The 21881-nt window shown below is 61.3% G+C and carries 19 protein-coding genes; 15 read left to right on the top strand and 4 right to left on the bottom strand.

Features of this window, described 5'->3' with window-relative positions:
• The first annotated feature begins 14 nt into the window (after positions 1 to 14).
• The 3 genes from FHT87_RS08805 to FHT87_RS08795 are packed head-to-tail and all read left to right on the top strand — an operon-like array spanning position 15 to position 2891.
• A complete protein-coding gene (locus tag FHT87_RS08805) occupies positions 15 to 1883 on the top strand; it encodes a DNA polymerase III subunit gamma/tau (RefSeq protein WP_183801166.1) in 1869 nt (622 codons plus the stop codon).
• 19 nt (positions 1884 to 1902) lie between these two features.
• Positions 1903 to 2226: a YbaB/EbfC family nucleoid-associated protein gene (locus tag FHT87_RS08800; protein WP_183727464.1), complete on the top strand. Its 324-nt coding sequence runs from the start codon at positions 1903 to 1905 to the stop codon at positions 2224 to 2226.
• A gap of 53 nt (positions 2227 to 2279) precedes the next feature.
• Positions 2280 to 2891: a LysE family translocator gene (locus FHT87_RS08795; RefSeq protein ID WP_183729137.1), complete on the top strand. Its 612-nt coding sequence runs from the start codon at positions 2280 to 2282 to the stop codon at positions 2889 to 2891.
• Between the two features lies 1 nt (position 2892).
• Here the strand turns inward: FHT87_RS08795 and FHT87_RS08790 are convergent, their stop codons facing one another.
• The gene (locus tag FHT87_RS08790) at positions 2893 to 3510 is read right to left on the bottom strand and encodes an MOSC domain-containing protein (RefSeq protein ID WP_183727462.1); all 618 of its coding nucleotides are present in this window, start codon (positions 3508 to 3510) and stop codon (positions 2893 to 2895) included.
• 57 nt (positions 3511 to 3567) lie between these two features.
• On the opposite strand from FHT87_RS08790, the gene recR reads away from it, so the two are divergent.
• Both recR and FHT87_RS08780 read left to right on the top strand, forming a co-directional pair.
• Positions 3568 to 4173, top strand: coding sequence for a recombination mediator RecR (gene recR / locus FHT87_RS08785; RefSeq protein WP_112542843.1), 606 nt, complete (start codon positions 3568 to 3570; stop codon positions 4171 to 4173).
• A 173-nt stretch (positions 4174 to 4346) separates the two neighbouring features.
• A complete protein-coding gene (locus FHT87_RS08780) occupies positions 4347 to 5618 on the top strand; it encodes a lytic murein transglycosylase (protein ID WP_183801163.1) in 1272 nt (423 codons plus the stop codon).
• Positions 5619 to 5640: 22 nt separating this feature from the next.
• On the opposite strand, the gene FHT87_RS08775 is transcribed toward FHT87_RS08780, so the two are convergent.
• Positions 5641 to 7272 carry an MFS transporter gene (locus FHT87_RS08775; RefSeq protein WP_183727460.1) on the bottom strand — a complete coding sequence of 544 codons (1632 nt, stop codon included), beginning with the start codon at positions 7270 to 7272 and terminating at the stop codon, positions 5641 to 5643.
• A 244-nt stretch (positions 7273 to 7516) separates the two neighbouring features.
• Here FHT87_RS08775 and rimP point away from each other — a divergent pair, with 244 nt between their 5' ends.
• From rimP to FHT87_RS08725, 10 genes are all read left to right on the top strand, one after another.
• Positions 7517 to 8122: a ribosome maturation factor RimP gene (gene rimP, locus FHT87_RS08770; protein ID WP_183727458.1), complete on the top strand. Its 606-nt coding sequence runs from the start codon at positions 7517 to 7519 to the stop codon at positions 8120 to 8122.
• A gap of 60 nt (positions 8123 to 8182) precedes the next feature.
• Positions 8183 to 9790: a transcription termination factor NusA gene (nusA, locus tag FHT87_RS08765; protein WP_183727456.1), complete on the top strand. Its 1608-nt coding sequence runs from the start codon at positions 8183 to 8185 to the stop codon at positions 9788 to 9790.
• Positions 9790 to 10476: an RNA-binding protein gene (locus FHT87_RS08760; protein WP_183727454.1), complete on the top strand. Its 687-nt coding sequence runs from the start codon at positions 9790 to 9792 to the stop codon at positions 10474 to 10476. The genes nusA and FHT87_RS08760 overlap by 1 nt, the downstream gene beginning before the upstream one ends.
• Positions 10477 to 10578: 102 nt before the next feature.
• Complete coding sequence (gene infB, locus FHT87_RS08755) at positions 10579 to 13344, top strand: translation initiation factor IF-2 (RefSeq protein ID WP_183727452.1); 2766 nt, start codon at positions 10579 to 10581, stop codon at positions 13342 to 13344.
• 75 nt (positions 13345 to 13419) lie between these two features.
• Entirely contained in the window at positions 13420 to 13821 is a 402-nt protein-coding gene (gene rbfA / locus FHT87_RS08750) for a 30S ribosome-binding factor RbfA (protein ID WP_183727450.1), read from the top strand.
• Positions 13822 to 13833: 12 nt separating this feature from the next.
• Positions 13834 to 14766, top strand: coding sequence for a tRNA pseudouridine(55) synthase TruB (gene truB, locus FHT87_RS08745; RefSeq protein WP_183801160.1), 933 nt, complete (start codon positions 13834 to 13836; stop codon positions 14764 to 14766).
• A gap of 86 nt (positions 14767 to 14852) precedes the next feature.
• Positions 14853 to 15704, top strand: coding sequence for an alpha/beta hydrolase (locus FHT87_RS08740; RefSeq protein ID WP_183801158.1), 852 nt, complete (start codon positions 14853 to 14855; stop codon positions 15702 to 15704).
• A gap of 150 nt (positions 15705 to 15854) precedes the next feature.
• Entirely contained in the window at positions 15855 to 16124 is a 270-nt protein-coding gene (rpsO, locus tag FHT87_RS08735) for a 30S ribosomal protein S15 (protein ID WP_113428004.1), read from the top strand.
• 332 nt (positions 16125 to 16456) lie between these two features.
• On the top strand, positions 16457 to 18607 hold the full coding sequence (gene pnp / locus FHT87_RS08730; protein WP_183727443.1) for a polyribonucleotide nucleotidyltransferase: 2151 nt from the start codon (positions 16457 to 16459) through the stop codon (positions 18605 to 18607).
• 133 nt (positions 18608 to 18740) lie between these two features.
• On the top strand, positions 18741 to 19757 hold the full coding sequence (locus tag FHT87_RS08725; RefSeq protein WP_183801156.1) for a class I SAM-dependent methyltransferase: 1017 nt from the start codon (positions 18741 to 18743) through the stop codon (positions 19755 to 19757).
• Positions 19758 to 19805: 48 nt separating this feature from the next.
• Here FHT87_RS08725 and fabI read toward each other — a convergent pair whose 3' ends face one another.
• A complete protein-coding gene (gene fabI / locus FHT87_RS08720) occupies positions 19806 to 20612 on the bottom strand; it encodes an enoyl-ACP reductase FabI (protein ID WP_183727439.1) in 807 nt (268 codons plus the stop codon).
• A gap of 5 nt (positions 20613 to 20617) precedes the next feature.
• Positions 20618 to 21850 carry a beta-ketoacyl-ACP synthase I gene (gene fabB / locus FHT87_RS08715; protein WP_183801153.1) on the bottom strand — a complete coding sequence of 411 codons (1233 nt, stop codon included), beginning with the start codon at positions 21848 to 21850 and terminating at the stop codon, positions 20618 to 20620.
• Positions 21851 to 21881 lie beyond the last annotated feature (31 nt).

Below are 21881 nucleotides of genomic sequence, written 5' to 3'. Positions count from 1 at the left end.
GCACAAGCAGGGCGATGAGCGACACCGAGCGACAATCACAAGATGCCGCCTCGACGGGCACCGGATACCGGGTGCTGGCACGCAAATACCGCCCCAAGGATTTTACGGACCTGATGGTCGGCCAGGAGCCGATGGTCCGCACGCTCACCAACGCCTTCGAGACGGGCCGCATTGCGCAGGCCTATATGCTGACCGGCGTTCGCGGTGTGGGCAAGACGACGACGGCGCGCATCCTTGCGCGGGCGCTGAACTACAAGACGGCCGATATCGACAAGCCGACGATCGACCTTCGTGTGCCCGGCGAACATTGCCAGGCGATCATGGAAGGCCGCCATGTCGACGTGATCGAAATGGACGCCGCCTCGCATACCGGCATCGACGACATCAGAGAGATCATCGAGCAGGTACGCTACCGGCCGGTTTCGGCGCGCTTCAAAGTCTATATCATCGACGAAGTGCACATGCTTTCGACGCAAGCCTTCAACGGGCTGTTGAAGACGCTCGAAGAGCCGCCGGAGCACGTGAAGTTCATTTTCGCGACGACGGAAATCCGCAAGGTTCCGATCACCGTTCTCTCGCGCTGCCAGCGCTTCGACCTGCGCCGTATCAGCGCGTCCGATCTCGTCGGCCTGTTTTCGACCATCGCCGCCAAGGAAGGCATCGAGGCGGAGCCGGATGCGCTGGCGATGATCGCGCGCGCTGCGGAAGGTTCGGCCCGCGACGGCCTGTCGCTGATGGACCAGGCGATCGCCCATGGCGGCGGCGTGGTACAGGCGGAGGCTGTGCGCGGCATGCTCGGCCTTGCCGACCGCGCCCGCATCGTCGACCTATTCCAGCATATCGTGCGCGGCGATGTCGCAAGCGCGCTCAATGAGTTCCAGAGCCAGTACGAGGCCGGGGCCAACCCGGTCGTGGTGCTGACGGATCTCGCCGATTTCACGCATCTGGTGACCCGGCTGAAATATGTGCCTGATGCGGCAAACGACCCCTCGCTCAGCGAAGTGGAGCGCACCAAGGCAGTGGAATTCGCGCAAGGGGTTGCCGTCACCACGCTCTCGCGCATCTGGCAGATGCTGCTGAAGGGCATTCCGGAAACGGAAAACTCTTCCCGTACGGCAGGTGCCGCCGAGATGGTGTTGATCCGGCTGGCGCATGCGGCGCATCTGCCAGCGCCGGAAGACGCGGCGCGGCGGCTAGCGGAATTTTCCAATGAAGGCGGTGGGCCACGACCGTCCTCGCCCGTGCCTTCGGGCAATGGCGGCGGCACGCGCGTTCCCTACCAGACAAATGTGCAGGCGCGGGCTCCGGAACCTGCTCCGCGGCCGCAACCATCAGGACCGACCGCCATGTTACGTGCGGTGCCCAATCCGGAGCCGCAGAATATCGGCCGGGTCGAGACGAAGCCGGCGGAAGCGCCGAAACCCCTGGTACCGGTCAATTCGATCAGCGATATCGTCGACCTCGCTGCCGAAAAACGCGACGTCAAGCTGAAGGCATTGGTGCGCAACTTCGTGCGGCCGGTGCGCATCGAGCCCGGCCGACTGGACGTAAACCTCACCGAAGGCGCACCAGGCACATTGCTCAACGAGCTTGCCGTCAAGCTCAAGGAATGGACCGGAATCCACTGGATCGTCAGCACCAGCCGCGAAGAAGGCGGGCCGACGATGGTGGAGGCGGAAGCCAAGGCGCAGGAACAGCGCGTCAGCGATGCACGTCAGGATCCTGATGTCGCTGCAATCCTCGCCCAGTTTCCGGGCGCCAAGATCATCGACGTGCGCGTGCGAGCGCCGACACCGGACGAGGAAGCGGAGGAGGTCAAGCCGCCTGCCGTCGCCGAATCCGAAGAGGGCGATATCCTGCCCGGCGACGATATAGAATTCTGATTTCAAGAAGGAGAAGACGATGCGCGACATCATGGGCATGATGGGCAAAGTCAAGGAAATGCAGGCCAAGATGGAGCAGATGCAGGCGGAAATCGCCGAACTGACCGCCGAAGGCAAGGCTGGCGGCGGGCTCGTCACCGCCATCATCTCCGGCAAGGGCGAACTGAAGAGCCTGAAGATCGATCCTTCGCTCTTCAAGGAAGACGACGTCGAAATCCTCGAAGACCTGATCGTTGCCGCTCACAAGGACGCCAAGGACAAGGCGGAAGCCATCGCCGCCGAAAAGACCAAGGCGCTGACGGCCGGCCTGCCGATCCCGCCCGGTTTCAAGCTGCCGTTCTGATTTTGGCGACTGGTCCGGTAATCGCCTAGCCCCGGAAGAGGAGACGGGCAATGATGACGGTAACGACACTGCTGGTTTTCGCCGGCGCTCTTTTTATTGCCGCGGGGACGCCGGGGCCGAGCGTTGCGGCGCTGGTCGCCCGCGTTATCTCGAAAGGCGCGCGTGACGTGCTGCCTTTCCTATTCGGTATGTGGGCTGGAGATGCGATCTGGCTCACCTGTGCCATTGCCGGCCTGTCGGCGATCGCCGAAAGCTTCTACCACGTCTTCGTCGTCATCAAGTGGCTCGGCGTGCTCTATCTCCTCTATCTCGCCTGGCGCATGTGGTTTGCCAAAGCCGATGTCGAGGAAGAAGAGTTGCCGCAGGAACGCTCACGTGGGCGTATGTTCCTGACCGGCCTGGCTATTGCGCTCGGCAATCCAAAGATCATGATGTTCTACGTGGCACTTCTGCCGTCGATCATCGACATCCCCTCGGTGTCGCTCGCCGGTTGGACCGAACTCGTCGTCACGCTGTTCATCGTTCTCGCTATTGTCGATTTCAGCTGGATGTTCCTTGCCGCAAAGGCTCGCGGTTTCCTGAAGAGCCGGCGCGCAGTGCGGATCGCCAACCGGGTAAGCGCGGGAACGATGGCGGGGGCTGCCGTCACCATCGCCGTGCGCTGAACTATTGCTGTGCTTCCAGCTCAGCTCGCAGCTTGTAATGAACGGGCGCTGCCAGATAGCGCTCGCGGTCTGCGGCTGAAAGCCGCCGTCCGAAGGTCTCCATCATTTCCGGCATCGTGACTGGGTCGCCCGGAAATGGCTCATACTCGACCGGCATTCCGGCTTCCACGATCCCATCGGCGATCACACGGCAATAAATGCCGGGACGTGCCGCCTTGGTATAGCGCTTGACGAATTTCGGATCGTTCATCCTTGCTGCGAAGGTGGCGCAGGGAATGCGGCAGGACGTTACTTCAAGGATCAGTTCGCCGGCGATAAAGCGGTCGCCAACGGCGACATCTCGGTTATCCAACCCCTCAATGACAAGGTTTTCACCGAAGGTGCCGGGCTCGACGGGATGTCCGAATTCCTTCGCCCACCAGTCGAGGCTGATCGAACCCTCCAGATAGACGGCCTGATCGATGCCGCCGTGATGTTTCCTATTGCAGATGGCATCACCGACGAGACCTTCGGCATCGATCATGACGCCGCCGCTGACGGCATGCTTGAAAATACCAGTCTTGTAGTTTTTTCCAGGCAGCCTTTCGGCTGCGCCGCGACAGACGGCGAGGATTTTCATTGGCGCAGCGATCCTTCGGCGATTCCGTTTTCGTTCCATATCAGTTAAGAACGGCGCATGGCAAAGCGAGTCACCGGCCCCGAAATTGAAAAACTGATCCAGCTTCTGGCGAAAGTGCCGGGCCTTGGGCCACGCTCGGCGCGACGGGCGGCACTGCATCTGATCAAGAAGAAGGACCAGCTTCTCGGTCCGCTGTCGCATGCGATGGGCGAGGCCTATGACAAGGTCAAGATCTGCTCGCGCTGCGGCAATGTCGATACCGTCGATCCCTGTACCGTCTGCACCGATGCGCAGCGCGACCAGTCCGTCATCATCGTCGTCGAGGATGTCTCCGACCTCTGGGCGCTGGAGCGCGCCGGCGCACTGAACGCCGCCTATCACGTACTCGGCGGCACGCTCTCGCCGCTCGATGGCGTCGGGCCTGACGACCTCAATATCCGGGGGTTGATCAATCGCGTCGGCGAAGGGGGCATCAAGGAGATCATTATCGCTGTGAATGCGACTGTCGAGGGACAGACGACGGCGCACTACATCACCGACCAGCTTGCCGATCTCAATGTGAAGATCACGCGGCTGGCGCATGGCGTGCCCGTGGGGGGTGAGCTCGACTATCTCGACGAGGGTACGCTGTCGGCGGCACTTCGAGCGCGGACGGCAATATGAGGGACCTGAGGATGTGGCGACTTACCCCCCTCTGCCCTGCCGGGCATCTCCCCCACAAGGAGGGAGATCACGAGCGGCTCGGGTCCCCCTCCTCACGAACGGCTTACCCCGTCGAGACGTCGAAAGCTGGCGAAGAATGGCGCGCCCAGCCAATCTCCCCACCTGTGGGGGAGATGCCCGGCAGGGCAGAGGGGGGTATTTTGCGGCGGCTGCGGATATTGGCATTCGTTTTGGCAACCGCACTTCTCCCCCTCCCCTCTTACGCAGCGCCTTCGAAAGCCGATGTAGAAGCGCAATTCGAAAAATGGGTGCAGGCCGATCTCTGGCCGGACGCGAAGAAGAACGGCATATCGGAAAAAACCTTCCGCGCCGCTTTTGCCGGCGTCGAACTGAACTGGACTTTGACCGATCTCGCCCCTCCCGGCTTTCCGCCGCCGAAGGAACGGGCACAGACCCAGGCGGAATTTTCCTCGCCCGGCCCCTATTTCAACGAGGATCGGCTGAAGCGGCTTGCCATGACCGGGCGTGGCCTTGCCTCGCAATATGCCTCGACGCTCAGCCGCATTGAAAAGACCTATGGGGTGCCGGGCTCAATCGTGCTGGCAATCTGGGGACGCGAGACCGGCTTCGGCGCGGCGAAGATACCCAATTCGGCGGTCGAGATTTTAGCGACCAAGGCGTTCATGTCGACGCGCAAGGACATGTTCCGCATGGAGCTGATCGCTGCGCTGCATATTCTCGACGGCGGCGACGTGACCCCTGCAGACTTCAAGGGATCGTCGGCGGGCGCGCTTGGCCAGCCGCAATTCATGCCGACGAGCTATCTGAAATATGCCATCGATTTCGATGGTGACGGACATCGCAACATCTGGACCTCGGTTCCCGATACGCTCGCTTCGATTGCCAATTTCCTCGTGAAAAAGGGCTGGCAGCGTGACCGAGACTGGGGGTTCGAGGTGACGATCCCGCAAGCCGTCTCCTGCGCACAGGAAGGGCCTGATCTTGCCAAGCCGCTCTCCCACTGGGCGTCACTCGACATCAAACGTATTTCCGGCAAGGGCTTTCCATCCGGAGAGTTGAAGGCACAGGGCATGATGCTGGTGCCGGCCGGGCGCGACGGGCCGGAATTCATCGTCACGCCAAACTTTTACATCATCAAGGAATATAACAACTCCGACCTCTATGCCCTCTATATCGGCAACCTTGCCGACCGCATCGCCTTCGGTTCCGGAGCCTTCCAGGGACAATGGGGCGATGTCGGCAAGATGCTGCGCTCGGATGTCGCCACGATGCAGAAGGCGCTGGAACGGCAGGGTTACGATGTCGGCGGTTCGGACGGATTGCCGGGCTACAAGACGCGACGCTCAATCGGCCAATGGCAGGAAAAGAACGGCATGAAGCCCACATGCTTTCCCGAGGCATCGATGAAAGGCAAGCTGAGGTGACAGCTGACGTGCATGCCTGACCTCAATGATGCAGATCGATCGGCGCCTTGTGAAAGACGTCATCGACCGGCGGTATGGCCTGTCGCTCGATCATGCGATGAACATGCGGCAGACCGTCGCCGCGGTGCAAGGCGCGAAGCCGGTCGGTATTTTCGGCATCGGCCTGTGTGCGGCGCTGATTGTGCCTGATATATTCGACCCAGGTCGGCGTGTGATAGGTTTCCGTCCAGAGGCCGGGATTTTCAAGATCGCGCATCAGCGCCCAGTTGCGGGCGCCGTCGCGGATACGGATGCGGCGGCGCTCTTCCATCAGCGTCATGAATTCGGCCAAGTCCTCATCGGCAATCTGGTAATATACTTGGATGACGATCGGGCCGCTGCGTGGCGTGATATCGAGGCCGAGAGCCGGCTCGATAAAGCGGTTCAGCGGATCGAGATTGAGCGAGGCGAAAGCCGGCATGGAAAAGCGTAGGCCGATCAGGACTCCAAACAGCAGGACCGCAGCCGACATCAGCAGGGCGTTCGAAAGACCATACCGGTCGGCGGCAATACCCCAGAGCCAGCTTCCGCCGGCAATGCCGCCGAAGGTGACGGTCTGGTAAAGCGACAAAGCGCGGCCGACCACCCAGCGCGGCGTCGAAAGCTGGACGATGATGTTGAAGAGCGAAAGTGCCGAAACCCAGCAGGCACCGGCTACGAGCAGCCCGGCCGAGGTGAGCACGGCACTTGGGCTGAGAGCTGCGATCACAGCGCTGAATGCAAAGCCTGAAAAGGCCAAGCGGATGATCGTCTCGCTGGAGAACATCTCGCGCAGCCTGGTGCTCAGGATGGCACCGCCGATCGCGCCAATGCCGAAGGCGCCGAGCATGAAACCATAGGTCAGCGGCCCGCCAGAGACGAGATCGAGCGCGACGACAGGCAGCAGCGCTTGGATAGAACTCGCGCCGATACCGAATACCAGTCCTCTCAGGAGGATCTTTTCGAGGTTGGGCGACATGGAGACATAGCGCATGCCGGCAAAAATGGCGCTGCCGAGTGTTTCGCGCGGCAGTGTCGAAGCAGGCGTGCTCGGCCGCCAGCGGAACAGCACGTAGAGGAGCGCAACGTAGCTCAAAGCGTTCACTGCAAAGGCCGCGGCCGCACCGGCGGCCGCCACGATGGCGCCGCCGATCGCCGGACCGACGCTGCGGGTTATATTGAAACCCATACTGTTCAGCGTGACCGCGTCCGGCAAATCGGCACGCGGCACCATGTCGCCAACCGAGGCCTGCCAGGAGGGATTGTTGAGCGCCGTACCGCAGCCGATGAGAAACGTGAAGAAGAGAAGCAATCCGGGTGTAACCCAGCCGAGGATAGCGCAGGCGGTCAACAGGATCGAGACCACGAGCATCGCGGATTGCGCCGTCAGCATGATCCGGCGCCGATCATAATTGTCGGCGAGAGCACCCGAGATCAACGAGAAGAGCATGATCGGCAGTGCCGTCGAGGTCTGGACCAGCGCAACCATATCCTCCGACGAAGTGATGACCGTCATCATCCAGGCGGCACCGACGGCCTGGATCAGGCCGCCGAAATTCGAGGCGAGGCTTGCAAACCAGATGGTGCGGTAGGTCTCATGCCGCAAAGGCGCAAATGTCGATGATGTATAGGCCACGTTCCCCCGCTTTTATCGTTATGCCTCAACAGCAATATATGCAGAAGACAAATGCTCGCCATAGGTTAGCTCGCACTTGCGAGAGCGGAAGAGGCGGAATCGCCTCCGACCTTGCAATTTCTAAAAAACGGGACTATATGGCACTCAAATTCTTGATCGTACGATGAAGAGTGGGCCGCAAGGACCCGCTCTTTTTTATTAGCGCGATCACCCCGAATGCCAGAAATCGCAGGGAGCGCACCGCTTGTCGGATCTGACAAACGCAGACAATCAACATGAGCCACGGCTGATCACCGAGACCGGGCTTGACCAGCGTCTTGCCGACATTATCGAACCAGTCCTCGTCGACATCGGTTTCCGCCTCATTCGCGTCCGCATGCTCAACCAGAATGGCATGACGATGCAGGTCATGGCCGAAAAGAACGATGGCACGATGACCGTCGAGGACTGCGAACAGGTCTCCATGGCGATTTCTCCGGTCCTCGATGTGGAAGATCCGATCGATAAAGAGTATCATCTCGAAGTGTCTTCGCCGGGCATCGACCGCCCTCTGGTGCGGAAGTCTGATTTCGTCCGCTGGCAAGGTCACCTCGTAAAGTGCGAAACGTCGATCATGATCGGCAATCGCAAACGCTTCCGCGGCAAGATCGTCGAAGCGGACGCCGATGGGTTCACGATCGAACGCGATCAGGTTGCCTACGGCGAAGAGCAGAAGGTCACCATCCCCTTCACGGCGCTCAGCGATGCCAAACTCATTCTGACCGACGATCTGATCCGCGATGCACTGCGCGCCGACAAGCTGGCAAAGGCACAGGCTGCGAACCAGAACGAAGCGGGCGACGAAGAATAACCGATCAACGTAAGCTCCAGGGACGGGAACCCGGGTAGTCAAGGACGGAGAAACAGAACAATGGCAGTCAGTGCAAACCGGCTCGAACTTCTGCAGATCGCAGATGCAGTGGCGCGCGAAAAGGTCATCGACCGCGAGATCGTGCTTGCCGCGATGGCCGATGCCATCCAGAAGGCGGCACGTTCCCGTTACGGTACCGAATCCAATATCCGCGCCGACATCAACCCGAAGACCGGCGAAATCCGTCTGCAGCGTCTGCTCGAAGTCGTCGAGAAGGCCGAGGACTACTCTACGCAGATCCCGCTGGAGCTCGCCCGCGACCGCAACCCGGACGCCGCCATCGGCGACTTCATCGCCGATCCGCTGCCGCCGATGGATTTCGGCCGTATCGCCGCACAGTCGGCCAAGCAGGTGATCGTGCAGAAGGTGCGCGAAGCCGAGCGTGACCGCCAGTTCGACGAATTCAAGGACCGCGTCGGCGAAATCGTCAACGGCACGGTTAAGCGCGTCGAATACGGCAACGTCATCGTCGACCTCGGTCGCGGCGAAGGCATCATCCGCCGTGACGAAATGATCCCGCGCGAGAATGTCCGCTATGGCGATCGCGTTCGTGCATACGTATATGATGTCCGCCGCGAGCAGCGCGGTCCGCAGATTTTCCTGTCGCGTACGCATCCGCAGTTCATGGTGAAGCTCTTCACCATGGAAGTGCCGGAAATTTACGACGGCATCATCCAGGTGAAGTCGGTTGCCCGCGATCCGGGTTCTCGCGCCAAGATCGCAGTGATCTCGAACGACTCGTCCATCGATCCGGTCGGCGCCTGCGTCGGTATGCGCGGTTCGCGCGTCCAGGCCGTCGTTGGAGAACTCCAGGGCGAGAAGATCGACATCATTCCCTGGTCGCAGGATCCGGCGACCTTTGTCGTCAACGCCCTGCAGCCGGCTGAAGTCGCCAAGGTCGTTCTCGATGAGGATGCAGAGCGCATCGAAGTGGTCGTTCCGGACGAGCAGCTTTCGCTCGCCATCGGCCGCCGCGGTCAGAATGTTCGCCTCGCCTCGCAGCTGACCGGCTGGGACATCGACATCATGACGGAAGCCGAAGAGTCCGAGCGCCGTCAGAAGGAATTCAACGAGCGCACCAATCTTTTCATGGACGCGCTCGACGTCGACGAGATGGTCGGCCAGGTCCTTGCTTCGGAAGGCTTCGCCGCCGTCGAAGAACTGGCCTATGTCGATCTGGACGAAATTTCCTCGATCGACGGTTTCGACGAAGACACCGCGCAGGAAATCCAGACCCGTGCCCGCGAGTTCCTGGAGAAGCTCGAAGCCGAGATGGACGAAAAGCGCAAGGCCCTCGGCGTTTCCGACGAGCTGCGCCAGATCGACGGCATAACCGCCCAGATGATGGTCGCGCTCGGCGAGGACGGCATCAAGACGATCGAAGACTTCGCAGGCTGCGCAGCCGACGACCTCGTGGGCTGGACCGAACGCAAGAATGGCGAGACGAAGAAGTTCGAGGGTCTATTCTCGAAGTTCGACATTTCGCGTGTCGAAGCCGAACAGATGGTCGTGCAGGCCCGCCTGCTCGCCGGCTGGATCACCGAGGAAGACCTTGCAAAGGACGCGGAGGCTGTTGAAGCCGATGCTGCTGCCGAGCAGGACGCATAATGACACCGACGCCGGACACATCTCCTGAGGACGATGATCTCGAAGGTTACGACGTGAACGGCCGCATGTGCATCGCAACACGCGAAAGCGGATCGCCGGACGAGCTGATCCGCTTCGTGGCCGCCCCTGACGGGACGGTGGTGCCCGACCTGAAGCGCGAGCTGCCGGGACGCGGTTGCTGGGTGAAGATCGACCGGTCGCTGGTCGAGAGAGCGGTGGCGAAGAAGCTCTTCGCCCGCGCGCTCAAGGCCGATGTGAAGGCCGCCGAGGACCTCGGCGAGCGTGTTGAGCGGCTGTTTTTGCAGCAGCTCCTGCAGATGATGAACATGGCGCGCAAGGCGGGCCAGCTCGTCACCGGCTCAGCCAAGGTGGATGCCGCAATCCGCAGCGGGGCTGCGCTTGCGGTGTTCCATTCGACGGATGCGGCCGCCGATGGCGTGAGAAAAATCGACCAGGCCCGCAAGGCCTGGCACCTCGGAATGGAAACCGAGGAAGAAATACCTTCTTTCCGTCTCTTCTCGGAGAGCGAAATGGAAGGGGTGATGGGCCAGAATGCTTTTATCCATGCCGCAGTGCTTGCAGGGCAGGCAGGTGAGGGTGTAGTGAAGCGCGCAAAGATGCTCGAACAGTACCGTAACGGCGGTCAGTCCCGGGCACCGGGCGGCGCTGGCCAGCAAAAACAATGATGCGGTCACCGGCGGAAGCCGGCCCCAATATCATTGACCGATTGTATGTGATTGACAGGGTGTGATGGTCTCATCGTTCCCTGTCCGAAGGAACGGGAACGAATGACCGACAGCAACGACGACAAGACACTCAGCGTAACGGGGAAGAAAACCCTCACCTTGAAACCATCAGGGATGAGCCAGGGTACCGTTCGCCAGGATATGGGTCGCGGTCGCACCAAGGCGGTCGTCGTCGAGACCCGCAAACGGCGCCCGATGCGCCCTGAAGACGAAAAGCCGATGACGCCTGCTCCCGCAGCTCCGGTGCGCGCGCCCGAACCGGCGCCGGCGCCCTTGCAGGCTCGCCCGCCGCAGCCGGCTCCGGCCCCGCGTATTCAACAACCCGGCGGCCAGAACAACCAGCGCCCGCAGCAGACCAACCAGCGTCCGCAGCAAGCCTACCAGACGCCGCGCCAGCAGGATCGTCCGCGCCCCGTGGTGCTGAACCATCTTTCGCCTGAGGAAATGGACGCCCGCCGCCGCGCGCTTGCCGAAGCGCAGGTCCGTGACGCACAGGACGCCATCCGTCGCGCCGAGGAAGAAGAGCGCCGTGCCGTCGAAGAGGCAGCACGTCAGGCTGCCGAAGCGGAAGAGGCCAAGCTGCGCGCTGCCGAAGAGGCAGCACGCCAGGCCGAGGCCGCAGCAACAGCCGTGGCCGAAGCACCGGTACCTGCCGCTCCTGCAGCGGAAGCGCGAGTTGAAACTCCGCGTCCGCAGCAACCCGCATCCGCACCGGCCGCTCGCCGTCCGGAAACCGCTCCGTCGCCCTCAACCGCCCGGCCTGCGCCAGGTGCACCGGCAGGCGTTCGTGGTCGCCGGAGTGACGGCGAAGACGAGGAACGCGGTGCTTCGCGCGGCGGTCCGGTCCGCGGCCGCCCGGTTCGTCCGGAGCCCGCAAAGCCCGTGACAACCCGCCCGAAGAGTGAGGAAGACCGCCGCCGCGGCAAGCTGACCGTGACGACTGCAGACGTCGACGACGACGGCAACGCACGCGGGCGTTCGCTTTCGGCCATGCGCCGCCGGCAGGAAAAATTCCGCCGCAGCCAGATGCAGGAAACGCGCGAGAAGATCTCCCGCGAAGTCGTTCTGCCCGAAACCATCACCATCCAGGAACTGTCGCAGCGCATGTCGGAACGTGCCGTTGACGTCATCAAGTACCTGATGAAGGAAGGCCAGATGATGAAGCCGGGCGACGTCATCGACGCCGACCTCGCTGAACTCATCGCCGGTGAATTCGGCCATACGGTCAGGCGTGTATCCGAATCCGACGTCGAACTCGGCATCTTCAACGTGTCCGACGAACAGGACGAACTGGTTTCGCGTCCGCCTGTCGTCACCATCATGGGCCACGTCGACCACGGCAAGACCTCGCTGCTCGACGCTATCCGCCATGCCAACGTGGTCGCCGGCGAAGCCGGTGGCATCACGCAGCATATCGGCGCCTATCAGGTGGAGCAGAACGGCCAGAAGATCACGTTCATCGACACTCCCGGCCACGCCGCCTTTACGGCGATGCGTGCCCGCGGGGCGCAGGCCACCGACATCGCGATCCTGGTGGTCGCGGCTGACGACAGCGTGATGCCGCAGACGATCGAATCGATCAACCACGCCAAGGCGGCCGGTGTTCCGATCATCGTGGCGATCAACAAGGTCGACAAGCACGAGGCCGATCCGCAGAAGGTTCGTAACCAACTTCTGCAGCACGAAGTCTTCGTGGAATCCATGGGTGGTGAAGTGCTCGACGTCGAAGTTTCGGCCAAGACCGGCAAGAACCTCGACAAGCTGCTCGAGGCAATCCTGCTGCAGGCCGAAATTCTCGACCTCAAGGCCAATCCGAACCGGACGGCTGAAGGCACGGTTATCGAAGCCCAGCTCGACCGCGGTCGCGGTGCGGTTGCGACGGTGCTTGTCCAGAAGGGCACGCTGCGTCCGGGCCAGATCATCGTTGCCGGCGACGTCTGGGGCCGCGTACGCGCCCTGGTGACCGACAAGGGCGACCATGTGAAGGAAGCCGGTCCGGCGACCCCGGTCGAAGTTCTCGGTCTTTCCGGCACGCCACAGGCAGGCGACAAGTTTGCCGTCGTCGAGAACGAAAGCCGCGCCCGCGAAATCTCGGAATATCGTCAGCGTCTTGCCCGCGACAAGGCGGCTGCCCGCCTGTCGGGACAGCGCGGTTCGCTGGAACAGATGATGACGCAGCTCCAGGCCACGGGCGTCAAGGAGTTCCCGCTGGTGATCAAGGGCGACGTGCAGGGCTCAATCGAAGCCATTGCCGGCGCGCTGGAAAAGCTCGGCACCGACGAGGTTCGTGCCCGCATCGTTCATTCGGGCGCAGGCGGCATCACCGAGTCCGACATCTCGCTTGCAGAAGCATCGAACGCTGCCATCATCGGCTTCAACGTTCGTGCAAATACGCAGGCACGCCAGTTCGCCGAGCGCGAGGGTATCGAGATCCGCTACTACAACATCATCTACGACCTCGTGGATGACGTGAAGGCAGCGATGTCGGGTCTTCTTTCGCCGGAGCGCCGCGAGACCTTCATCGGCAATGCCGAGATCCTGGAAGTGTTCAACATTACCAAGGTCGGCAAGGTCGCAGGTTGCCGCGTCGTCGAAGGCAAGGTCGAGCGTGGCGCGGGCGTCCGCCTCATCCGCGACAACGTCGTCGTGCACGAAGGCAAGCTCAAGACACTCAAGCGCTTCAAGGACGAAGTCGCCGAAGTGCCGATGGGTCAGGAGTGCGGCATGGCCTTCGAGAACTACGAAGATATGCGTGTCGGCGACGTCATCGAGTGCTTCCGCGTCGAGCACATCACGCGCACGCTCTGATCGGGCCACGATTGAAATCTTGGGCGGGCGCCGGATGATCCAGTCCGGCGCCCGATCCTTTTGGGATAAAGAACAATGGCAACAAGACCCACAACCTCGGCACCATCGCAGCGCATGCTGCGCGTCGGCGAGCAGGTTCGCGCAGCGATCACTCAGGTGCTGCAGCGTGGCGAAGTCCGCAACGACATCATCGAAGCGACCGTAATTTCGATCTCCGAAGTGCGCATGTCGCCCGACCTCAAGATCGCGACAGCCTATGTGACGCCGCTCGGCGTTTCCGACCACACGATCGTCATCGACGCGCTGAACCGCAACGCGAAGTTCATCCGTGGCCGGCTCGGCCCGCAGCTCCGGCAGATGAAATACATGCCGGAAGTTCGCTTCCGCGACGATACCAGCTTCGACAACTACAAGAAGATCGATGACCTGCTGCGCTCGCCCGAGGTGAGCCGCGATCTCGACAATGACGACGAATAACAGAAGACGCCGATGTCCAAACCACGCAAACCCAAGGGCCGCCCGATTTCCGGCTGGCTGATCCTCGACAAGCCGATGGATTTCGGCTCGACGGAAGCCGTTTCCAAGATCAAGTGGCTCTTCAAGGCGCAGAAATGCGGCCATGCCGGCACGCTCGACCCGCTTGCTTCGGGCATGCTGCCGATCGCGCTCGGCGATGCTACAAAGACCGTTCCCTACGTGATGGACGGCCGCAAGATCTACGAATTCACTGTCAGTTGGGGCGAGGAGCGGGCGACCGACGACCTCGAGGGCGAGGTTACGCAGAGCTCCGACAAGCGCCCGAGCGAGCAGCAGATCCGCGATATCCTGCCTGCCTATATCGGCACGATCAGCCAGGTTCCGCCGCAGTTTTCCGCCATCAAGATCGCAGGGGAACGCGCCTACGATCTGGCGCGCGACGGCGAGGCGGTCGAGATACCTTCGCGCGAAGTCGAGGTTCATCGTCTGACGCTTCTTGCCTGCCCGGATGCCGATACGGCGCATTTCGAGGTGGAATGCGGCAAGGGTACCTATGTGCGGGCGCTTGCCCGCGATTTCGGCCGCGAACTCGGCTGCTACGGTCATATTTCCGGCCTGCGCCGTACCTTCGTAGCACCTTTCGCCGAAGAGACGATGGTGCCGCTTGCAAAACTCACCGCGCTTGAAGAGATCGAGGACATGGATGAGCGCCTTGCCGCGCTCGACGCCCTGCTGATCGACACCTGCGAAGCGCTATCGGCCCTGCCGCACCTTGTTATCAGCGACGACCAGGCGCACCGTCTAAAGATGGGCAATCCGATCCTGGTGCGTGGCCGCGATGCACCGGTTGCCGAAAGCGAAGCCTATGCGACGGCACGCGGCAGGCTGATCGCGATCGGCGAGATCGGACAGGGCGAATTCCGGCCGAAGCGCGTTTTCGGCTGACCACCGAAAAACAGCGGCAATTGTCAGAAGGCAGAGATGCGATATGTTTCCCGACGGGCCACGACGGCCCGTCAAAGGGGAAGAATATGCGCAGAATTGCATTGGGAATACTGACGTTCTTTTCGCTGTTCCTCACGGTTACGATCGCTCAATCTGCCGAGCGCTGGGCCGAACTTCCGGCCTTTCCTCCCATGCCGGCGCCGAAAGCGAGCGGCATGGCCGATGTCAACGACATCAAAATGTATTACGCCGAATATGGCGAGGGCGACCCGATCCTCTTCATCCATGGCGGGCTTGGAAATGCCGATGTTTGGGGCCATCAGGTCGCCGATTTCGCTAGAGATCACCTCGTCATCGTTGCCGACAGCCGCGGGCACGGGCGTTCCACGCGCAGTCAGCAGCCCTTCGGCTATGACCTGATGACATCGGATTATGCAGCACTTCTCGACTATCTGAAAATCGGCAAGGTGACGCTGGTCGGCTGGTCGGACGGCGGCATCATCGGCATCGACATGGCGATGAAACATCCTGAAAAGCTGACGCGCGTCATCGCCCAGGCGGCAAACGTGACCACCGACGGCGTGAAGTCCGACGTCATGAGCAACAAGACCTTCAACGACTACATCAATGTCGCCGGCGAATATTACAGGAAGCTGTCGCCGACGCCGAACGAATACGACGCTTTCGTCACCCAGATCTCGCAGATGTGGGCGACACAGCCCGCCTGGACGACAGCCGACCTTGGAAAGATCACAGTGCCGGTCACGCTCGCGATCGGCGATCATGACGAGGCCGTAAAGCTCGACCACACGGAATTGATGGCGAAGGAAATTCCGGGCGCAAAGCTCATCATCCTGAAGGACGCCAGCCATTTCGCCATGCTGCAGGATCCCGAGGGATACGATGCAATGATCCGGGATGCCATGGCGGGCCGCTGAAACCGCTGCGGGAGACCCCTCTTTCCATCGCTGCTTATTTGGTTTATAGGCAGCGCCAGCATTGGGCTATCCCAATTGCATTCGCGGCCAAGGCTGGACGACATCCCGGCTTTTGGCGACTTAAACTCCTCTCAACGAAAGGATTGTCCGATGTCGATCACTGCTGAGCGCAAGGCTGCGCTGATCAAGGAATATGCGACCGCCGAAGGCGATACCGGTTCTCCGGAAGTACAGGTTGCGATCCTCACCGAGCGCATCAACAACCTGACCGAACACTTCAAGGACCACAAGAAGGATAACCATTCCCGCCGTGGTCTGCTGACGCTCGTTTCCAGCCGCCGCTCGCTTCTTGACTACCTCAAGAAGAAGGACGAAGGCCGCTACACCAAGCTGATTACCGGCCTGGGTATCCGCCGCTAATGATTTTCCGGCGGGCGAAGCTCTTTGCCCGCCGGATGCTTTTTCGGGAGTGCGTCTCCCGGTGACATTTTCCAGGCGCGCGCTATCTGCGTGATGGAAATACGGCAGACCCGGATGGGCCGGTTCTGCCAGACCAACCGTTGACCTGTCATGGGGCAGGATTGCCGGATGCTTTCGGCCAGAGTTTCGCAAGAGCTTTGGCCCGGTTTCCCAAAGGAAATCGTCCGCCCGAAGCTTCCCGTTGTCTTGCCCGTGATACGTCACACTGATTGCGGACGACCCTGCGCTGCTCCTGATGGAGAAGGCGCACTGGCCGCATTGAAGGACAAGACATGTTCGATACACATAAAGTAGAAATCGAGTGGGCAGGCCGCCCGCTCAAGCTCGAGACCGGCAAGATCGCCCGTCAGGCTGACGGTGCCGTACTCGCCACTTATGGCGAAACCGTTGTTCTCGCCACCGTCGTTTCCGCCAAGGCTCCGAAGCCCGGCCAGGACTTCTTCCCGTTGACGGTCAATTATCAGGAAAAGACCTATGCGGCCGGCAAGATCCCCGGCGGCTACTTCAAGCGCGAAGGACGCCCGAGCGAAAACGAAACCCTCGTTTCCCGCCTCATCGACCGTCCGATCCGCCCGCTCTTCCCGGAGGGCTACAAGAACGACACGCAGGTCGTCGTCACCGTCATCCAGCACGACCTCGAGAACAACCCGGACATCCTGTCCATGGTCGCGACCTCCGCTGCTCTGACGCTGTCAGGCGTTCCCTTCATGGGTCCGGTCGGCGGCGCACGCGTCGGCTACATCAATGGCGAATACGTTCTCAACCCGCATCTCGACGAGATGGATGAATCGAGCCTCGACCTCGTCGTTGCCGGTACCTACGATGCCGTCCTGATGGTCGAATCCGAAGCCAAGGAACTTCCGGAAGACGTCATGCTCGGCGCCGTCATGTTCGGCCACAAGGGCTTCCAGCCGGTTCTCGACGCAATCATCAAGCTCGCGGAAGTTGCCGCCAAGGAGCCGCGTGACTTCCAGCCGGAAGACTACTCCGCTCTCGAATCCGAAATGCTCGGCCTTGCCGAAGGTGAACTTCGCGAAGCCTACAAGATCACCCAGAAGGCCGACCGCTACGCAGCCGTCGACGCCGTGAAGGCCAAGGTGAAGGCGCACTTCCTCCCCGAAGAAGGCGAAGCCCGCTACACGGCCGAAGAAGTCGGCGCGATCTTCAAGCACCTGCAGGCCAAGATCGTCCGCTGGAACATTCTCGACACCAAGAGCCGCATCGACGGTCGCGACCTCGAAACCGTTCGTCCGATTGTTTCGGAAGTCGGTCTTCTGCCGCGCACGCATGGTTCGGCGCTCTTCACGCGCGGTGAAACGCAGGCGATCGTGGTTGCCACCCTCGGCACCGGCGAAGACGAGCAGTATGTCGATTCCCTGACGGGCATGTACAAAGAGCGCTTCCTGCTCCATTACAACTTCCCTCCCTACTCGGTTGGCGAAACCGGCCGTATGGGTTCCCCGGGTCGCCGTGAAATCGGCCATGGCAAGCTCGCATGGCGCGCCATCCGTCCGATGCTGCCGTCGGCCGAACAGTTCCCCTACACGCTGCGCGTCGTCTCCGAGATTACCGAGTCGAACGGCTCGTCCTCGATGGCTACTGTCTGCGGCACCTCGCTGGCGCTGATGGATGCAGGTGTACCGCTCGCCAAGCCGGTCGCCGGTATCGCCATGGGTCTGATCCTGGAAGGCGATCGCTTCGCCGTCCTCTCCGACATTCTCGGTGACGAAGATCACCTCGGCGACATGGACTTCAAGGTTGCAGGTACTGCCGATGGCATCACCTCGCTGCAGATGGACATCAAGATCGCCGGTATCACCGAAGAGATCATGAAGGTCGCCCTTGGCCAGGCCCAGGGTGGTCGCGCCCACATTCTCGGCGAAATGGCGAAGGCCATCACCGAAAGCCGTGGCCAGCTCGGCGAGTTCGCTCCGCGCATCGAAGTCATGAACATTCCGGTCGACAAGATCCGCGAAGTCATCGGCTCCGGCGGCAAGGTCATCCGCGAAATCGTCGAAAAGACCGGCGCGAAGATCAACATCGAGGACGACGGCACCGTCAAGATCGCCTCCTCCTCGGGCAAGGAAATCGAAGCGGCCCGCAAGTGGATCCACTCGATCGTCGCCGAGCCGGAAATCGGCCAGATCTACGAAGGCACTGTTGTCAAGACCGCTGACTTCGGCGCCTTCGTCAACTTCTTCGGCGCTCGCGACGGTCTCGTGCACATCTCGCAGCTTGCTTCCGAGCGCGTCGCCAAGACCCAGGATGTCGTCAAGGAAGGCGACAAGGTCTGGGTCAAGCTGCTCGGCTTCGACGAGCGCGGCAAGGTTCGCCTGTCCATGAAGGTTGTCGACCAGGCCACCGGCCAGGAAATCCCGGCTGCCGAAAAGGGCGACAAGAAGAAGGAAGAAGCGGCCGAATAAGCCGCGTCTCCTCCTCTGATATCCGGGCGCGGGACTATTTCCGCGCCCTTTTTGTATTCGACCTTTGCGCAATTGCGGACGGAGAACCGCTGCGCATTTTTCCTGGAATTGCTCCAGATGACGGGACCAGACCATGAGCCGCGAAACGCTTAAAACCCTCTTCCATCCCTTTGTCAGCGAAACGGTAGCATCGCCCGGCGAAGGCGAGCGCGTGCTTTTCCTTGGCGCAGAGGCAGGCTTTGCGCTGCCCGAGGGCTTTGCCGCATCCCTGGATGCCGTACAGGGCTTCAAGCCGCTCTACAGGCAGCTTCTGGCGCAGCGCATCGAGGCCAAGCCGGAGATCGAAGGTGAGGATTATGATGCGGCGCTGGTGCTCTGCACCAAACACAAGGGCGAGAACGAGGCGAATATCGCCACTGCTCTTTCCCGCGTGAAGGCCGGCGGCCTGATCCTTGTCGCCGGCGGCAAGGAAGATGGCATCCAGCCGCTGCGCAAGCGTGTGGAGAGCTTCGGCCTCGATACCGAACACATGCCGAAATATCATGGCGTCGCCTTCTGGTTCGGGCGGCCGGCCGATGTCAGCGAGATCGTCTCGAAGTTCGGAAAATCGCCGGTACGCGTCGAAGGCCGCTTCATCGCCTCGCCCGGCATGTTCTCGCATGATCGGCTCGATGCCGGTTCACAGCTTCTCGCCTCGCGCCTGCCGACCGATTTTACCGGCGATGCGGCCGATTTCGGCGCCGGCTGGGGCTATCTTTCCGTCGAGCTGGCACAGAAATCTCCGAACCTTGCCCGCCTCGACCTCTACGAAGCCAACTACGAGGCCCTGGAGGCCGCCAAGGCCAATCTGGCGGAGAACTGCCCGGACGCGCCTGTGCGCTTCTTCTGGCACGATCTGGCGGGCGAGCAGGTGCGGGACAAATACGATCTCGTCATCATGAACCCGCCCTTCCATGAGGGTCACGCGGCTGAGCCTTCGCTTGGCCAGGCAATGATCAAGACGGCGGCCTCTTCGCTGCGCGGCGGCGGGCGCCTGATGCTGGTCGCCAATCGCGGCTTGCCCTATGAACCGGTGCTTGCGGACCATTTCAAGGATAGCGGCGAGACCTGCCGTAACGCCCGCTTCAAGGTCTTGTGGGCACGGAAATGAAAAAGGCGGCCACGTGGCCGCCTTCTTCATTTGAAGCCTATCCAAGCCTTACTCGACGTCTGCCTTGCGCAGCGTCTCCAGCGTCGGCATGGAGGTGATGTTGTAACCGGCATCGACGAAGTGAATTTCGCCGGTCACGCCCGTCGAGAGATCCGAAAGCAGATACAGCGCGGAGCTGCCGACCTGATCGATGGTGACGGTCTTGCGCAGCGGGGCATTGCGCTGGTTCCACGACAGGATGGCGCGCGCATCCGAAATGCCGGCGCCGGCGAGCGTTCGGATCGGGCCTGCGGAAATGGCATTGACGCGGATGCCGCGCGGACCGTAATCGGCCGCCAGATAGCGCACGGAGGCTTCCAGAGCGGCCTTGGCGACGCCCATGACATTGTAGTTCGGGATGACGCGCGTGGAGCCGTTATAGGTCAGCGTCAGCATCGTGCCCCCATCTTCCATCAGCGGTGCACAGCGCTTGGCGATCTCCGTGAAGGAGAAACAGGAAATGACCATGGTGCGGCTGAAATTTTCGCGCGTGGTATCGGCGTAGAGACCCTTCAGCTCGTTCTTGTCGGAAAAGCCGATGGCGTGGACGATGAAATCGAGCTTGCCCCAGCGCTCCTTGATCGTGTCGATGACCGTATCGACCGAAGCGATATCTTCAACATCGCAGGGCAGCAGAAAATCAGAACCGAGTTCGGCTGCAAGCGGCTTGACGCGCTTTCCAAGGGCATCGCCCTGGAAGGTAAAAGCGAGTTCTGCGCCCTGTGCAGCGAGCGCCTTTGAAATCCCCCAGGCGATCGAATGGTTGTTTGCGACGCCCATGATGAGGCCGCGCTTACCCTGCATGATTCCGGTCATTGTTATTATCCGTTGTAGCGCTGGAATACGAGCGTGGCGTTGGTGCCGCCGAAGCCGAAAGAGTTGGAGAGAGCAATATCAATTTTGGCATTGTCGATGCGCTTGCGGACGATCGGCACGCCTTCAAATTCCGGGTCGAGTTCAGTGATGTGCGCGCTTTCGCCGATGAAACCTTCCTGCATCATCAGCAGCGAATAGATCGATTCCTGCACACCGGCAGCACCGAGCGAGTGGCCCGTCAGCGACTTGGTGGACTGGATATGCGGAATCTTGTCGCCAAAGACCTCGCGGATGGCGCCGATTTCCTTGCTGTCGCCGACCGGCGTCGAGGTGCCGTGCGTATTGATATAATCGACGTCGCCCTTCACGGTCGCCAGCGCCTGACGCATGCAGCGGATAGCACCTTCGCCCGAAGGAGCGACCATGTCATAGCCGTCCGAGGTCGCACCGTAGCCGATGATCTCGGCATAAATCTTGGCGCCACGTGCCTTGGCGTGTTCCAGCTCCTCGAGGACGAGGACGCCCGCACCGCCCGCGATAACGAAGCCGTCACGGCTGACGTCATAGGCGCGCGAGGCCGTGTCCGGCGTATCGTTGTACTTGGAAGACATGGCGCCCATCGCGTCGAAGAGGTTCGACATCGTCCAGTCGAGGTCTTCGTGGCCGCCTGCAAACATCATGTCCTGCTTGCCCCACTGGATCGTTTCCACGGCATTGCCAATGCAGTGCGCGGAGGTCGAGCAGGCAGACGAGATCGAATAGTTGACACCATGGATCTTGAACCAGGTGGCAAGCGTTGCGGAAGCGGTGGATGACATGGCCTTCGGTACGGCGAAGGGACCGATGCGCTTCGGGCTGTTGTTCTTGACGGTGATCTCGGCCGCCTCGATGAGCGTGCGCGTAGACGGACCGCCGGAGCCCATGATGATGCCGACGCGCTCGTTTTCGCTGTATTCCTTGTCTTCCAGACCGGAATCGGCGATCGCCTGCTTCATGGCGACGTGGTTCCAGGCGCCGCCCTGAGACAGGAAGCGCATGGCACGGCGATCGACCAGTTCGGCGAGCTTGTCGGCGCCGAGCTTGGGACTGCCCCAAACCTGGCACTTGAAGCCGTGTTCGGCGAAATCGCTGGAGAAGGAAATACCCGACTTTGCCTGCCGCAAGGATTCGGTGACTTCGGCCGCGTCGTTTCCGATCGAAGACACGACACCCAGACCCGTGACAACTACCCGTCTCATCTGATCAAACCCTTGTTGTTTTCGTGAGCCG

It is taken from the genome of Rhizobium sp. BK316, assembly GCF_014193695.1.
Lineage (GTDB): Bacteria > Pseudomonadota > Alphaproteobacteria > Rhizobiales > Rhizobiaceae > Rhizobium.
This window is presented reverse-complemented; position numbering and strand designations above follow the sequence as displayed.